Origin of the sequence: Propionimicrobium sp. PCR01-08-3, assembly GCF_030286045.1 — a bacterium.
In the GTDB taxonomy this organism is placed as follows: Bacteria; Actinomycetota; Actinomycetes; order Propionibacteriales; family Propionibacteriaceae; genus Brooklawnia.
The window spans coordinates 1,796,295-1,811,837 of the sequence record NZ_CP127390.1 but is presented as its reverse complement, the minus strand read 5'-3'; the positions used below and the strand labels follow the sequence as shown (position 1 = coordinate 1,811,837).

At 64.0% G+C, this 15,543-nt stretch carries 13 protein-coding genes; 12 read left to right on the top strand and 1 reads right to left on the bottom strand.

Annotated features, from left to right (window positions below; translation table 11 throughout):
• The 5 genes from smc to QQ658_RS08290 all read left to right on the top strand — a co-directional run bounded on the left by smc (position 1) and on the right by QQ658_RS08290 (position 8,369).
• On the top strand, positions 1 to 3,567 hold the full coding sequence (gene smc, locus QQ658_RS08310; protein ID WP_286024406.1) for a chromosome segregation protein SMC: 3,567 nt from the start codon (positions 1 to 3) through the stop codon (positions 3,565 to 3,567).
• Between the two features lie 102 nt (positions 3,568 to 3,669).
• Positions 3,670 to 4,089, top strand: coding sequence for a hypothetical protein (locus QQ658_RS08305; protein ID WP_286024405.1), 420 nt, complete (start codon positions 3,670 to 3,672; stop codon positions 4,087 to 4,089).
• A gap of 212 nt (positions 4,090 to 4,301) precedes the next feature.
• Positions 4,302 to 5,510 (top strand): signal recognition particle-docking protein FtsY, encoded by a 1,209-nt coding sequence (gene ftsY / locus QQ658_RS08300; RefSeq protein ID WP_286024404.1) that lies wholly within the window; start codon positions 4,302 to 4,304, stop codon positions 5,508 to 5,510.
• Positions 5,511 to 5,567: 57 nt separating this feature from the next.
• A complete protein-coding gene (gene ffh / locus QQ658_RS08295) occupies positions 5,568 to 7,133 on the top strand; it encodes a signal recognition particle protein (RefSeq protein ID WP_286024403.1) in 1,566 nt (521 codons plus the stop codon).
• Positions 7,134 to 7,295: 162 nt separating this feature from the next.
• The gene (locus QQ658_RS08290; protein WP_286024402.1) at positions 7,296 to 8,369 is read left to right on the top strand and encodes an amidohydrolase family protein; all 1,074 of its coding nucleotides are present in this window, start codon (positions 7,296 to 7,298) and stop codon (positions 8,367 to 8,369) included.
• Here QQ658_RS08290 and QQ658_RS08285 read toward each other — a convergent pair.
• Complete coding sequence (locus tag QQ658_RS08285) at positions 8,366 to 9,547, bottom strand: NAD(P)/FAD-dependent oxidoreductase (protein ID WP_286024401.1); 1,182 nt, start codon at positions 9,545 to 9,547, stop codon at positions 8,366 to 8,368. The two genes, QQ658_RS08290 and QQ658_RS08285, sit on opposite strands and share 4 nt — an antisense overlap.
• A gap of 228 nt (positions 9,548 to 9,775) precedes the next feature.
• On the opposite strand from QQ658_RS08285, the gene rpsP reads away from it, so the two are divergent.
• From rpsP to QQ658_RS08250, 7 genes are all read left to right on the top strand, one after another.
• Entirely contained in the window at positions 9,776 to 10,201 is a 426-nt protein-coding gene (rpsP, locus tag QQ658_RS08280) for a 30S ribosomal protein S16 (RefSeq protein WP_286024400.1), read from the top strand.
• 2 nt (positions 10,202 to 10,203) lie between these two features.
• Positions 10,204 to 10,461: an RNA-binding protein gene (locus QQ658_RS08275; RefSeq protein ID WP_286024399.1), complete on the top strand. Its 258-nt coding sequence runs from the start codon at positions 10,204 to 10,206 to the stop codon at positions 10,459 to 10,461.
• Between the two features lie 100 nt (positions 10,462 to 10,561).
• Positions 10,562 to 11,089 (top strand): ribosome maturation factor RimM, encoded by a 528-nt coding sequence (gene rimM / locus QQ658_RS08270; RefSeq protein ID WP_286024398.1) that lies wholly within the window; start codon positions 10,562 to 10,564, stop codon positions 11,087 to 11,089.
• Complete coding sequence (gene trmD, locus QQ658_RS08265; protein ID WP_286024397.1) at positions 11,089 to 11,925, top strand: tRNA (guanosine(37)-N1)-methyltransferase TrmD; 837 nt, start codon at positions 11,089 to 11,091, stop codon at positions 11,923 to 11,925. The genes rimM and trmD overlap by 1 nt, the downstream gene beginning before the upstream one ends.
• 67 nt (positions 11,926 to 11,992) lie before the next feature.
• On the top strand, positions 11,993 to 12,727 hold the full coding sequence (locus QQ658_RS08260) for a succinate dehydrogenase cytochrome b subunit (RefSeq protein WP_286024396.1): 735 nt from the start codon (positions 11,993 to 11,995) through the stop codon (positions 12,725 to 12,727).
• Complete coding sequence (locus QQ658_RS08255) at positions 12,727 to 14,751, top strand: fumarate reductase/succinate dehydrogenase flavoprotein subunit (protein WP_286024395.1); 2,025 nt, start codon at positions 12,727 to 12,729, stop codon at positions 14,749 to 14,751. Before QQ658_RS08260 ends, QQ658_RS08255 begins: the two co-directional genes overlap by 1 nt.
• Positions 14,748 to 15,515 (top strand): succinate dehydrogenase/fumarate reductase iron-sulfur subunit, encoded by a 768-nt coding sequence (locus tag QQ658_RS08250; RefSeq protein WP_286024394.1) that lies wholly within the window; start codon positions 14,748 to 14,750, stop codon positions 15,513 to 15,515. Before QQ658_RS08255 ends, QQ658_RS08250 begins: the two co-directional genes overlap by 4 nt.
• Positions 15,516 to 15,543 lie beyond the last annotated feature (28 nt).

Sequence of the window (15,543 nt, the reverse complement as noted above, 5' to 3'; positions counted from 1 at the left end):
GTGTACCTCAAGCAGCTGACTCTGAAGGGCTTCAAATCGTTCGCGTCGGCGACGACGCTGAACTTCGAGCCCGGAATCACTGCCATCGTCGGACCGAACGGCTCGGGCAAATCGAATGTGGTGGACGCCCTGGCCTGGGTGATGGGTGAGCAGGGCGCCAAATCATTGCGTGGCGCGAAGATGGAAGATGTCATCTTCGCCGGCACCTCAGGGCGGGCTCCGCTGGGCAGGGCCGAGGTCTCCTTGACCATCGACAACACCGATGGCGTTTTGCCCATTGACTACACAGAAGTGACGATCAGCCGCACCCTGTTTCGCACCGGCGGGTCGGAATACGCGATCAACGGTCATGGCGTCCGGCTGCTCGATGTTCAGGAGCTGCTGAGCGACACAGGCATGGGCCGCGAGATGCATGTCATCGTCGGCCAGGGCCAACTCGACCAAATCCTGCAGGCGACTCCCGAAGCCCGGCGTGGATTCATCGAAGAGGCGGCAGGAGTGCTGAAGCATCGCCGCCGCAAGGACAAGGCCGTCCGCAAACTCGAATCGACCGCCGCGAACCTGGCCCGGCTCACCGACCTGATCGCAGAGATCCGCCGACAACTCAAGCCGCTCGGACGCCAGGCGGCCGTCGCCCGCAAGGCCGCCACCGTGCAGGCAGAGCTTCGGGACGCCAAGGCCCGGCTGCTGGCCGACGATCTCACCCAGGCCCAGCTCGCACTCGATTCCGATCGTGCCGCCGAAGCCGAGCTGCAGACCCGCAAACAGACGGCCGAACACGAACTCGCTGCCGCCCGCGAAGCCGAAGCCGCCCTGGAGAGACAGCTCGACGAGCTGAAGCCCCGGCTGGCCGGCGCGCAGGAGAACTGGTATGCGCTCGCCGGTTTGGCCGAGCGGGTCACCAGCACCGGTCAGGTCGCCGCCGAACGGATGCGGCACGGCGAGGCTCAACCCGCAACCCCCAGCGGGCGCGATCCCGAAGCCCTCGAACAAGAAGAGGCCAAGGTCCGCGAACAAGAAGCAGAACTTGCAGCCGAGGTGACCACGTCCCGGCAACGGCTGGAGCAGGCCTCCGCAGATCGCAGCGCGGCAGAGAAAGCCGAAGCCGACGAGGCCCGGCGCTATCAGGCGCAGCTTCGTGCGATAGCCGACCGCCGCGAAGGCCTGGCGAAGCTCACCGGGCAGGTCAACTCCTTGCAGTCGCGGCTCCAGGCGTCGGACGAGGAAGAATCCCGGCTGAGCGCACGAGTGACCGAGGCGGAACAGCGTGCGACCGAAGCCGAGCATCAGTACAAGGTCTTGGAGACCAGGCTCGGGGGAGTCAGCGACGGCGAGTTCGATCTCGACGCGGGCTATGAGCAGGCGCTGGCCGAACAGCAAGAGGTCGAAGAGGAGATCTCGGGTCTCAAATCCGCAGAACAGGAAGCTGAGCAGCGGCAGGCGATGCTGGGTGCGCGAATCGATGCGTTGCGGGTAGGTCTGCAACGCCGTGATGCCTCCGGCGCACTGCTGGCGTCCGAACCGATCGACGGCCTGCTCGGCTCGCTGCCGGAGATGATCACCGTCGATCCGCGCTGGCAGCATGCGGTCTCGGTCGCTCTCGGCGCCGCAACCGAAGCACTCGTCGCGACGGGGTTCCCGACCGTCAACGAGGCCTTCGACCGACTGAAAACAGAAGACCTCGGGCGTGCGGGGCTGCTGATCAGCGGCCCCGCAGACCAGACCCAGTCGCATGCCCAACCGGGCCGGACGCTGCCCGGCGCCGCTTGCTGGGCCATGGACGCCATCACCGCCGATCCTCGGCTGACATCGGCGCTCCGGCAGCTACTCGGCACGGTCGCGCTAGTGGACGACCTCGCCGGTGCTCAGGCATTGATAGCGGACTTCCCAGAGCTCACCGCGGTCACCGCCGATGGTGATCTGGTCTCGGCCTGGTTCGCCAGCGGCGGCTCCGCGGCGCAGCCCTCGGTGATCGAGGTGCAAGCCAGTATCGACCAGGCCCGGACCGAACTCGAATCTGCGAAACACGACGCAGAGCAGTTGCGCTTCCGGATAGCAGCGGCGAACCAGCGGCTGCAGCAGGCCACAAATGCGACCGCCATCGCCTTCGAACAACTGAATGAGTCGGACGCACAGCTGACCGCGCTCACCGAGCAGTTGAGTACCTGGCGGCAGTCGGGCCAGAGCGCCCGGGTGGAAGCCGACCGGCTGCGGCAGGCCATCGAGCAGGCCGGGCACAATCAGGCGTCCAATCGTGAAAAGCTCGCCGAGCTCGAATCCCGGCTGGAAGCCGCCCAAAGCGAGGACGAACTGGCCGCCCCGGACGCCACGCAGCGTGACCGGCTCACCGTCGCGTCCCGCCAGGCCCGTGAAAAAGAGATGGACGCCCGGCTGGCGCTGCGCACCGCAGAAGAGCGAGCCCGCTCGCTCGCCGGACGCGCCGACTCTCTGCGCCGGGCAGCCCAAAATGAGCGGCTGGCCAGGCAAAAGGCACAGGCCAGAGCCGAGCAGCTACGCCGCGAGGCAACCGCAGCCAGAGCAGTCCTCACTGCTGCCCAATGGCTGTCGGGGCGGGTCGAGAAGGCGAAAGCCGCGGCACAAGCCGAACGGCAGGCCGCCGAAGAATCCCGCGTCATGGCCGAGACGAAGTTGGGTCAGCAACGTGCCGACGCGCGGACGAAGGCCCGGCAACTCGAAGAACTCGTCGAGGGCGAGCACAAGGATCAAATGGCCCGCATCGAGATGACCATGCGGGTCGAGCAATTGGCCGAGCGGACGATGACCGAACTCGGCATGGAGCAGGGCGTGCTGGTCGATGAATACGGTCCCGATCAGCTCATTCCCGTCATCACCAACCCCGACGGCACGCCGATCGATCCCGAAACCGACGAGGTACCCGAGCCCTACCCGTTCGTCCGCAAAGAACAGGAGTCACGGCTCAGGACGGCCGAGCGCAACCTGGCGGCGCTGGGGAAGATCAATCCTCTCGCGCTCGAGGAGTTCGAGGCGATGAACGAGCGGCACCAATTCCTCGCGGAGCAGCTGGAAGATCTGAAGAAGACCCGCAAAGACCTCCTCGACATCATCGATCAGGTCGACAAGCGGGTGCAGGAGGTCTTCGCTGCCGCCTACGAAGATGTGGCGACGACCTTCTCCGATGTGTTCGGCAGGCTGTTTCCCGGCGGTGAGGGACGATTGGTGTTGACCGATCCGGCGGACATGCTGACCACGGGCATCGAGGTCGAGGCGCGCCCGGCCGGCAAGAAGGTGCGCAGACTGTCACTGCTGTCCGGCGGCGAACGTTCCCTGGTGGCGGTTGGATTCTTGATCAGCCTGTTCATCGCCCGGCCCAGCCCGTTCTACATCTTGGACGAAGTCGAGGCGGCTCTCGACGACATCAACCTCAGCCGGCTGCTGTCGATCTATGAAGAACTGCGGGAGAACTCGCAGCTTTTGATCATCACCCATCAAAAACGGACGATGGAGATCGCCGACGCGCTCTACGGCGTCACTATGCGAGGTGACGGGGTATCCACAGTGATTTCACAACGTCTTGCCGAACGCTAGAACCGTAGTTCAGCCTCGGCGGCGTGGCGTTGCAGCGTTGCGCGCGAATTGGCTCACACTAGAGACGCACCTTTCTCTTCCCAGCTGCACCGGAGGCCCGCAATGGCGATCTTCTTTGTCACGTTATTCCTCGTGGTCGTATGCGCGCTTGCGGTGCTCGTGCTGGTCGCCGGTGAGGCATCGGGACGCGCCGCGAGCGACCAGCAGCAATTCTCGCGGTTCCGCTCGGTCATGCGTCATCTCAATGGTGATGCTCGGCCGCCGCAGGCGATCGAATCTCTGCTGCGTCGCACACCCGATGAGGACGCCGGAGCCGGGCAACGCACTGCCGATCAGCTGCCTGCGTCCGTGATGGAGGAGCCGTCGGCCGATCGATCGGTGGTGCCCTCGACTCTGGACGCCGAGACCGCGCGCCTGTCGCGCGGAGCCTCGAGGGTCAATCGCACGCAGCCATCGTCGGCTCGGGCACGAGTGAGCGAGATCGTCGCCGATACGGACGAAGGCGAGCACCTGGCAGCGTGAGCCGTGGCCTGCCGACAGGCCACCCACCGATGGCACTGCCCAGGGGCAGCGCGTGGTCGGTGAGCAGAGCACGGGTCCCACCGATGGAGGGCCCGGGTCGGCCCGTTTCGAATCACCGTCGTCAACGGTTCGCTCAGTTGTGCCGGAAGCACTACGGGTCGTAAGCGTGAGTCATCAAAGGCGCGTTTAGACACAACCGGTAGTCTGAGCCCGTGGAATGGATTCCGTGGACAGTCATTATCGGCATTCTTGTGGTGGCAGCCATTGCGGGCCTGTCGATCGTCATCAGCAAGAGGCGCGCCCAGGCGCGTGGTGAGCTTGGGACGAAACAAGCTCCCGCGGTTGAGGATGTCGCCTCCGGCGAGCTGATCGAAACCGAGCCGCCCGCCGACATCGAGGCCGCCGAGGCAGAGATTGTCGAGCCCGAGACTGCGCCGCCGCTCGAAGAGACCGCTCTGATTGAGCCGGAGGCCCCCGAGCGCGAGATCGAATCCCCGGAGAAGGCCGCGTCCAGGCTGGCCAGGCTCCGCCGCAAACTGGCGAGCAGCAACAACGCATTGGCCCGTGCCCTGGCCGATCTGCTGTCCAGCGACCGGATCGATGACGAGACCTGGGACGACTTCGAAACGACACTGATCACCTCTGACCTCGGTGTGGGACCGACAGGTGAGCTGGTCACCGCGCTGCGTCAAGAGCTGCGCATCGACGGCATCGCCGACCCCGCCCAGGCCAAAGACCTGCTGCGGGGCGAGTTGATCAAGCTGGTCAACCCCGATCTCGATCGCTCCTTGAATCTCGACCACCCTGCCGGCCAGCCGGCGGTCGTGCTGGTGGTCGGTGTCAACGGCACCGGCAAGACCACCACCGTCGGCAAACTGGGACGCATGCTCATCGCCGAAGACAAGACTGTGCTCTTCGGCGCGGCAGATACCTTCCGCGCCGCCGCCGCCGAGCAGCTCACCACCTGGGGTGAGCGGGTGGGGGTCGAGACGATCCGCTCGGACGAGGGCGCCGACCCCGCGTCCGTGGCCTTCAACACCGTCGACGAGGGCATCGAGCAGGAAGTGGACGCGGTGCTGATCGACACCGCAGGCCGGCTGCACACCAAGGTCGGTTTGATGGACGAGCTCGGCAAGGTCAAACGAGTCATCGAGAAGAAGGCTCCGGTGGGCGAGGTGCTGCTGGTGTTGGATGCCACCACCGGCCAAAACGGGCTCACCCAGGCCCGTATCTTCGCCGAGGTCGTCGACATCACCGGCATCGTACTGACCAAGCTCGACGGATCGGCCAAGGGCGGCATCGTCGTCCAAGTGCAACGTGAACTCGGCGTCCCGGTGAAGTTCATCGGGCTGGGGGAGGGCGCCGACGACCTGGCACCCTTCGACGCCGAACAATTCGTGGACGGCCTGCTGGGCAACTGACCTGGATGCCAGACGGTATCGTTGGTCAGTGATATCCGCCAGTTTGTGAGGACACCCGTGTTCGACACCCTTCAAGATCGTCTTGCTGCGACCTTCAAATCACTGCGTGGCAAGGGCCGGCTCACCGATGCCGACATCGACGCCACCGCCCGCGAGATCCGTATCGCGCTGCTCGAGGCCGACGTCAACCTCGCCGTGGTCAAAGACTTCGTCGCGCGCATCAGGGAGCGGGCGAAGGGCGCGGAGCTGTCGCGGGCCCTCAATCCGAGTCAGCAGATCATCAAGATCGTCAACGAGGAACTCATCGAGATCCTCGGCGGCGAGACCCGGCTGCTGCGCTATGCCAAACAACCGCCGACCGTCGTCATGCTGGCCGGTCTGCAGGGCGCCGGCAAGACGACCTTGGCCGGCAAGCTGGGCGCCTGGCTGAAAGAACAGGGCCACTCGCCCTTGCTGGTGGCGGCCGACCTGCAGCGTCCGCAGGCCGTCGAACAGTTGAGGGTGATGGCCGAACGGGCCGCCGTGGGCATCTATGCTCCGCAACCCGGAAACGGGGTGGGCGATCCCATCCAGGTCGCTAAAGACTCCATTGACTACGCTAAACATCATCTGTTCGATATGGTCATCATCGACACGGCCGGCCGGCTCGGCGTCGACCAGGAGATGATGCGCCAGGCCGAGATGATCAAGGCGCTCACCAAACCCGACGAGACCCTGTTCGTCGTCGACGCCATGATCGGCCAGGACGCGGTCAACACCGCCTTGGCCTTCGAACAGGGCGTCGGCATCGACGGCGTGGTGCTCACCAAACTCGACGGCGATGCCCGCGGTGGCGCGGCGCTGTCGATCGCGAGGGTGATCGGCAAGCCGATCATGTTCGCGTCCAATGGCGAGAAACTCTCGGACTTCGACGTCTTCCATCCCGACCGGATGGCCAGCCGGATTCTGGGCATGGGCGACATGCTCACCCTGATCGAGCAGGCCGAGAAGGCGTTCGACGCGGAAGAGTCCGCCAAGGCCGCCGAGAAACTGATGGGCGGCGGCGCCAAATTCGGCTTGGACGATTTCCTCGCCCAGATGCAGCAGATCCGCAAAATGGGTCCGCTGAGCAAGGTCTTCGGCATGTTGCCGGGAGCCTCCCAGATGAAGGCGATCTCGGAGATCGACGAGAAAGAGGTCGACCGGGTCGAGGCGATCATCCGTTCGATGACCCCGGCCGAGCGCGCCGACGTGAGCATTCTCAACGGATCACGCCGGGCGCGCATCGCGAAGGGCTCCGGAGTCGAGGTGCGCGACGTCAACGAGCTGGTGAACCGGTTCGTCGAGGCCCGCAAGATGATGCAGTCGATGAGCCAGATGATGCCGGGAATGCCCGGCATGGGTGGCGGAAACCGGCAGCAGCGCAAGCAGCAGGCGAAGAAGGGCAAGGGCGGCAAGAAGGTTTCGGGCAACCCGGCCAAGCGCGCCGCCCAGGCGAAGGCCAAGGCCAACCCCGAGTTGCGCGCTCAGCAGGAGCAGGCGGCCCCGATGAGCGCCGAGGAGACTCAGGCCGCCATGAAGGACTTCTCGCTGCCTCCCGAATTGCAGCAGATGCTCAACCAGCAGAACAAGGGTCCGCGCTAAACTCCGGCCACGTCGCGACCGGTGCTTCGGTGGCGACCCTTGGCTCAGGCGGCGTCGGTCGCCGACGCTCGCGCAAAAGATAAGCTCGCTTTCCGGCGACCGGGCGCCACCTTACTGTGGGGTGGGCTGATATGAACACATGTGGATGAGGGAGATGACTCAATGAAGAGTTGGCATCTGAACGGCGTCGTGCTGCCCGGGACCGATCGGGTCGATCTGTGGGTCCGCGACGGCGTGATCAGTGCCGAACCCATCCCCGGCGCCGAATCTTTGGGATCCGGGCTCTGGATCATGCCCGGCCTGGTGGACGCGCACTGTCACATCGGTTTGGGGGCGGGAGGAGCCGTCGATCGGGCCACTGCCGAACAACAGGCCATCACCGATCGCAACTCCGGCGTCCTGTTGATCAGGGACGCCGGAGCCCCGGTCGACACCCACTGGGTCGACGCCCGGGCTGATCTGCCCAGGGTCATCCGGGCCGGACGCCACATCGCGCGTCCGAAGAGGTACCTGCGCAACTACGCCGTCGAGATCGACCCCGCCACCATGGTCGCCGAGGTCGAGCGCCAAGCGCGGGCCGGTGATGGCTGGGTGAAACTGGTGGGGGATTGGATCGACCGCGAGGCCGGTGATCTGGAACCACTGTGGCCGGCCGGGCTCGCCGAGCAGGCGATCAGCCGGGCACATGAATTGGGTGCCAAGGTCACCGCCCATTGCTTCGCCGAACAATCGGTGAGCGAACTGGTGGCGGCGGGGATCGACTGCATCGAGCATGGCACCGGCATGAGCGATGAGGTCATCGCGCAGATGGCCCACCGGGGGGTCAGCTTGGTGCCGACCATGACCAACCTGGAGCACTTCCCCGATTTCGCGGCGGCCGGCGAAGCAAAATTCCCCACCTACTCGGCGCACATGCGTGCACTGCATGCCTCGCGCTACGAAGTTCTCGGCAATGCATTGGACGCAGGCGTCCCGGTGTATGCCGGCACGGATTCCGGCGGCGTGCTCCGTCACGGCCGTATCGCCGAAGAGGCCGAACTGCTGGCCAGACTCGGGGGAGCCGAATTCGCGCTCGGCGCCATTTCCTGGCGGGCCCGCGAATGGCTGGGAGCCCCGAGCCTGACTCCGGGAGCACCGGCGGATCTCGTCATCTACCGTCAAGATCCGCGTGTTCATCTCGACACGCTGCACCACCCGGCTGTGGTGATGCTGCGCGGCGCGCTCTATCCGCGCTAACTAATACGTGCGCGTAACGCCTCGCGATCGGTCGGGGCGTCCGCCAGCACCTGGCGAGCACGATCCATCGTGTCCCAGACATTCCAGGCGAGCACGCCCACCGGACGCGACTGATCGTCCAGATAGTAGACGACATGTCCATCGTCGACATCGACGACCTCGGTGGTGAGCGTAGCGTCCAGACGTCCGATCGCCTCGTAGCCGTTGTCGAAGATGTCAGACCAGAAGAACGGCGTGTAGTCGTAGACCTCGTCGCTGCCGGCCATCGAATGCCCCGCCGTCGCGCCGGAATGCCGCGCGTGGTCGACGTGCTCGATGCGGGTGCGACCGAGAATCGCATCGCGATATTCGATGATGTCTCCGGCCGCCCAGATGTCGGGATCGGAGGTCCGCAGGTGTTCGTCGACCAGTACGCCCTTGTCGACATCGAGCCCGGCCTCGGACGCCAGCCCAAGCGCAGGCTTGGCGCTCATACCGGCAATCACCACTGCGGCCGAATACGTGCTGCCGTCGTCCAGGACGACGCCGGGGCGTCCATCGGAACCGATGACTGCGTGATCGACGAGGTGACCGGCGACCAGCCTGACGCCGTGATCGACGTAGGCCTGGTGAATCTCGTCGGTGATGACCTTCGGATAGCTTCGCTCACCCAGCACCCGCTCCGGATAGATCAGCGTCACGTCGACATCGTTGGACGCGAGACTTGCCGCGATCTCGGTGCCGATGAAACCGCCGCCGACCACGATCGCGGTCTTGTCGTCCGCAATGAGTTCGCGGATCTTGCGGTAGTCGGACAGTGAACGCATCGCGATAATCCGTTCGTCCGAGCTGCCGGAAATCGCTGTGGGAACAGAACCCATGGCCAGCAGCAGCTTCTTATAGCCGATCGTCTCGCCACCCGATGTGCTGACCTCGTGGGAACCGCGATGAATCACCTTGACCGTCGTGTTCAACAGCAACGTCGCGCCCGTGTCGGCATCGGTGCCGGCCAGGATGGACTGCTCGGTGCTATCGGGATCGGTCCACAATGCCTTGGTCAGCGCCGTGCGGTCGTAGGGTCCATCGGTGTCGGCACTGATGATTCCTATCGATCCGTTCTGGTCCTGCTCACGGATTCCGCGGGCAGCCGCGTTGGCCGCCTCGCCGCCGCCGATGATCAGGTAGTCATATTCGCTCATAGTCATTGACCTCCTGCGCTGACAACAATCTTGAACAACCACGCTATTCCGCATTTCGCACCCACTGGGGTGATCTGGCACAATAGAGGGTGCGTCTGGCGTCCAGGTGCCCTCTCATCACTGGCGACGCAGTCCACCGGTGCAAACGATCATGCCCCACATGTGAGCGACCACCACCCGAATGAACCGGGAAACACCCGGGATTTTCCTACAGGAGATACCACACAAGTGGCCACCAAGATTCGTCTGAAGCGGCTCGGCAAGATCCGCTCGCCGCACTACCGCGTTGTCGTCATGGATTCCCGTACCCGTCGGGACGGCCATGCCATCGAGGAAATCGGGATCTACCATCCCAAGAACGAGCCGTCGGTTATCCGCATCGATTCTGAGCGCGCACAGTACTGGCTGGGCGTCGGAGCCCAGCCGACCGAGGCCATCGTCGCGCTGCTCAAGCGCACCGGTGATTGGCAGAAGTTCACCGGCGACGATTCGCCTGCCGGCATTGATCCTCAGCCGGAGCCGGTCGACAAGCTGGCCCGTTTCAACGCTGCACTCGCGGAGGCCGATGGCGAGCCCGTCACCGAGGCGATCAGCAAGAAGTCGAAGAAGGACGAGGCCGCCGACGAGGCTGCTGAGGCTTCCGAGGAGGCCTGATCATGCTGGCCGAGGCGCTCGAACATCTGGTTCAGGGCATCGTCAGCAACCCTGATGACGTTCGCATCCGCGACAAGGAGCTACGTCACGGCAGGATGCTGGAGGTGCGTGTGAACCCCGACGACATCGGTAAGGTCATCGGCCGTCAAGGACGCACCGCTTCGGCGTTGCGCACCGTGGTGCAGGCGCTGGCCGGGCATGAGCAGATCCGTGTCGACTTCGTCGATGTGGACCGCAGGCCCGGACGCGGCCGCCGCTGAGATTCATCACCGTCGCAGACGCCCCAACCGTGAACGATCGGTTGGGGCGTCTGCCGTTGCGGCCCTTGATGGTCGGGGACGCGATTTGCGAGAGGACAATATGGCCCAGCTGGTAGAAGTCACCGTGGGTGTCATCGGACGCGCACACGGAGTGCGTGGCGACGTCAACGTCGAACCCCGTACCGATGAGATCGAGCGCCGGTTCGCGGCCGGGTCCACCATGCGCACCGATCAGGGCGAGTCGTTGACCGTCGCAGACTTCAGGCAGCCGTCGGGCCGATTGATCGTGACCTTCACGGAAGTTGCCGATCGCACAGCCGCCGAGAAGCTACGTGGACGAGCCCTCGTCATGAAAATCGCCCCCGATGAGCGGCCCAGCGGCCACGACGAGTATTTCGATCGTCAGCTGGTGGGGTTGCGGGTGCTCGGCACCGATGGCCGGGCCCGGGGGACGATCAGCGGTGTCGTCCATGGCCCTGCCCAGGATCTCCTGGTGGTCGATGTCGACCAGGACGAACGCATGGTGCCGTTCGTCCGTGCCCTGGTGCCCGTGGTCGATGTGGACGCCGGTAGCGTGCAGCTTGCCGACGTGCCGGGGCTCCTCGATGACGAGGTGGCGGAGGCCTGATGCGCATAGACATCTTCTCGATCTTTCCCGACTACTTCGCGCCGCTGCGGCTCAGCCTGATCGGCAAGGCCATCGACGATGGTCTGCTCGACGTACGCGTCCACGATCTACGCGATTGGACGCATGACCGGCATCGTACGGTGGACGACACCCCCTACGGTGGGGGAGCGGGCATGGTGATGAAGCCGGAACCGTGGGGTGAGGCGCTGGACGCGCTGCTGGCAAGCTATAACAGCGCCGCCGCTGCCGGGCAGGTTAGCGCGCCTGCCGCCGATCGGGCCCGGTGCGCGGAGACGCTCGTGGACGCGGCCGGCACCAACGAGGCCTCGGCGCTGTCGGGAAATGATCGTTTCGGCGACCGATCGGTCGATGACGGGCGCCCGGTGCTGTTGGTGCCGTCTCCCTCGGGACGGCCCTTCACTCAGCAGGCGGCCGAAGAGCTGTCGTACCGGTCGCGGATCGCATTCGCGTGCGGGCGCTACGAAGGTATCGACCACCGGGTGGTGGAATGGGCGGACCAGCATTTTGATGTTAGTGAGGTTAGCCTTGGCGACTACGTCCTGAATGGCGGTGAAGTAGCGGCCTTGGCTATGATCGAGGCCGTTGTGCGCCTGATTCCGGGCGTGATCGGCAATCCCTCTTCACTCGTCGAGGAATCGTATTCGTCGGCTTCCGATCATCTGCTCGAGTACCCCGTCTTCACCAAACCTGCTAGTTGGCGCGGATTTGACGTGCCCGAGGTGCTGCTCAGTGGACACCACGGCAAAGTTGCCGAATGGCGTCACGAGCAGTCCGTCGAGATCACGTCACGAAGGCGCCCCGACCTGCTGAATTAGGTTTGGGCAACCCAAGACACCAGGGCCCGGCGTCCACGAGAAATGTCGAACCATTAGACTCCTGCTCGTGGCAACCAAACTCGTTACTCGCGATTCGAGCAGGACGGCCAACAACAGGGCAGTTCATTCGACGGTCTTCCGCAAAGTGCTGATGTCCGTCACAGGACTGTTGTTCGTGGTCTTCCTGCTCATGCATATGTTCGGCAATCTAAAACTCCTCATCCCCAATGTCGGATTACAGGAGTTCGATGAATATTCGCACTTCCTGCGGACGTTCCTGTACCCGATGCTTCCGTATCGCTTCTTCCTGACTCTCTTCGAGATCCTTCTCGTCGTAGCGCTGCTCATTCACATGGAGGCCGCCATCCGGCTCACCTTCCGTGACTACGACGCGCGGATGGGCATGGGGCGCTACCTCAAGCAGCGCTACCTGGCAGGTAGCTTCGCCGCCCGCACGATGATCTGGAGCGGCGTCCTGATCTTCCTCGGCGTGATCTACCACATTCTGCAGTTCACCACCCAGACCGTCACCGTCGGCTACGACGGCACCGCGGAACCGCACATGCGTGTCATCCTCGGCTTCCAGGAACTGTGGATGGTGCTTCTCTACGGCTTCTGGGTTCTCTTGGTCAGCCTGCACATCTACCACGGCTTCTACAGCGCGTTCTGCACCCTGGGTGCACGCGTCGGAGCCTTCAGCGCGAAGGTCATCAAAGCCTGCTCGGTGATCGTTTGCCTGCTGGTGTTCTTCGGCTTCATGGCAAGCCCGCTGGCGATTTACTTTGGATTGGTGACTGCGTGATGACTGAGACAACAACTCCCAAGTTCGCATTCAACGACGATGCCGACTACTACACGGTCGGCGAAGAGATCCACGACACGAAGGCGAACACAGATCTTCCGATCGACCAGGTGTGGCCCGATCGGCAGTTCCGCGCCAAGCTCGTCAACCCCGCCAACCGGCGCAAGATCAGCATCATCGTTGTCGGCACCGGCCTGGCCGGTGGCGCCGCTGCTGCGTCCCTGGGCGAGGCCGGCTACAACGTGCTGAACTTCTGCTACCAGGATTCGCCCAGGCGCGCGCACTCGATCGCCGCCCAAGGCGGTATCAACGCGGCAAAGAACTACAAGAACGACAACGACTCGACCTATCGGCTGTTCTACGACACGGTCAAGGGCGGCGACTACCGCGCTCGTGAGACCAACGTCTACCGTCTGGCAGCTGTATCGGCGAACATCATCGACCAGTGCGTCGCGCAGGGTGTTCCGTTCGCCCGCGAATACGGCGGCCTGCTTGACACCCGTTCGTTCGGTGGCGTCCAGGTACAGCGCACCTTCTACGCCCGCGGCCAAACCGGCCAGCAACTGCTGATCGGCGCCTATCAGGCACTCGAGCGTCAGGTCGCCGCGGGCACCGTTGAGATGTTCGCTCGGCACGAGATGCTCGAGCTGATCGTCAAGGACGGTGTGGCACGCGGAATCGTCGCCCGCGATATGGTCACCGGCGAGGTACAGCCCTACACCGCGGACGCGGTCGTGCTGGCCACCGGCGGATACGGCAACGTCTTCTTCCTGTCGACCAACGCCATGGGTTGCAATGTGACCGCCGGTTGGCGGGCACACCGCAAGGGCGCCTACTTCGGCAACCCCTGCTTCACGCAGATCCACCCGACCTGTATTCCGGTGCACGGCGACAACCAGTCGAAGCTGACCTTGATGTCGGAATCGCTGCGTAACGACGGACGCATCTGGGTACCGAAGAGGGCCGAGGATTGCGACAAGGATCCGCGCGAGATTCCCGAGGAAGACCGCGATTACTACCTGGAGCGCATCTACCCGTCCTTCGGCAACCTGGTGCCCCGCGATATCGCCTCCCGCCAGGCAAAGAACATGTGCGATGAGGGACGCGGAGTCGGACCGGTCGTCAAGGAAACCGATGCCGACGGCAACGTGCACGAAGTGCGCCGCGGCGTCTACCTCGACTTCTCCGAGGCCATCGGGCGTCTCGGCAAGCATGGTGTCGAGGTCAAGTACGGCAACCTGTTCGACATGTACAAGCAGATCACCGCCGAGGATCCCTACGAGGTTCCGATGCGGATCTACCCGGCCGTGCACTACACCATGGGCGGCGTGTGGGTCGACTACGATCTGGAGACCACCGTTCCTGGCCTGTTCGTTGCGGGCGAGGCAAACTTCTCCGACCACGGTGCGAACCGGTTGGGTGCTTCGGCGCTCATGCAGGGCTTGGCGGATGGCTATTTCGTCCTGCCGAACACGATCAACAGCTACCTGGCTGATCACCACGACGGAAAGCTCGCCCTCGACGATCCGGCCGTGACGGAAGCCGTCGCGTCCACCAAGGCACAGATCGAGAAGTTGCTCAGCATCAAGGGCAATCGCACCGTCGACTCGTTCCACAAGGAACTCGGTCACATCATGTGGGAGTACTGCGGCATGGCGCGCAGCGAGGACGGCCTCAAGAAGGCCATCGGCATGATCCGCGACCTGAAAGAAGAGTTCTGGCGCGATGTCAATGTGACCGGTGCCGCCGAGGATCTCAACCAGACCCTGGAGCGTGCCGGCCGGCTCGTCGACTTCTTCGAACTGGGCGAACTGATGTGTGTCGATGCCCTGCATCGCCGTGAGTCCTGTGGTGGCCACTTCCGTGTCGAGCATCAGACCGAGGAAGGCGAGGCGCTTCGCCACGACGACGAGTACGCCTACGTGGCGGCCTGGGAATACACCGGTGCGGGCAATAAGCCGGTCCTACACAGGGAACCGCTGGTCTACAAGGCAATCGAGCTGAAGCAACGGAGTTACAAGTGAAACTCACACTGAAGATCTGGCGCCAGGAGCGTGGCGCGCAACAGGGCAGGTTTGTCGAGTACCCGATCGACAACATCTCTGAAGACATGAGCTTCCTCGAGATGCTGGATCAACTGAATGAAGAGTTGACCGTCGCCGGCGAGGAACCGGTCGCATTCGATTCCGATTGCCGTGAGGGTATCTGCGGTATGTGCGGCCTGGTCATCAACGGTACGGCCCACGGACGAGGCAACTCCCCGGTGCCGACCACGACCTGCCAGCTGCACATGCGTTGGTTCAACGACGGTGACACGGTCACGATCGAGCCTTGGAAGGCCAATGCATTTCCGGTGGTCAAGGATCTCGTCGTCGATCGAACCGCGCTGGACCGGGTCATCCAGTCGGGCGGGTTCATCTCGGTGAACACCGGATCGGCTCCGGACGCGCACGCGACACTCGCACCGAAGCTGCAGTCGGACCGTGCCTTCGACAACGCCACCTGCATCGGCTGTGGCGCGTGCGTGGCGGCCTGCCCGAACGCTTCTGCCATGCTGTTCACCTCGGCGAAGGTCACGCATCTGGCCAACTTGCCACAGGGTCAGCCGGAGCGTTTCCTGCGGATCAAGAACATGGTGGGCCAGCACGATGCCGAAGGTTTCGGTAACTGCACCAACATCGGTGAGTGCGCCGCGGTGTGCCCGAAGGGCATTCCGCTGGAATCCATCAGCCAGCTGAACCGCGACCTGGTGTGGTCACTGTTCCGCAAGGATGGCTTCACGGCCTGAGCCGAGCTTTACATCGCGAGTAACCTAC

Coding starts and splice junctions, on each gene's coding strand:
- QQ658_RS08285 (WP_286024401.1), bottom strand. CDS start 9,547: ATGAGCGAATATGACTACCTGATCATCGGCGGCGGCGAGGCGGCCAAC.
- trmD (WP_286024397.1), top strand. CDS start 11,089: ATGCGCATAGACATCTTCTCGATCTTTCCCGACTACTTCGCGCCGCTG.
- QQ658_RS08305 (WP_286024405.1), top strand. CDS start 3,670: ATGGCGATCTTCTTTGTCACGTTATTCCTCGTGGTCGTATGCGCGCTT.
- QQ658_RS08290 (WP_286024402.1), top strand. CDS start 7,296: ATGAAGAGTTGGCATCTGAACGGCGTCGTGCTGCCCGGGACCGATCGG.
- rimM (WP_286024398.1), top strand. CDS start 10,562: ATGGCCCAGCTGGTAGAAGTCACCGTGGGTGTCATCGGACGCGCACAC.
- QQ658_RS08255 (WP_286024395.1), top strand. CDS start 12,727: ATGACTGAGACAACAACTCCCAAGTTCGCATTCAACGACGATGCCGAC.
- QQ658_RS08275 (WP_286024399.1), top strand. CDS start 10,204: ATGCTGGCCGAGGCGCTCGAACATCTGGTTCAGGGCATCGTCAGCAAC.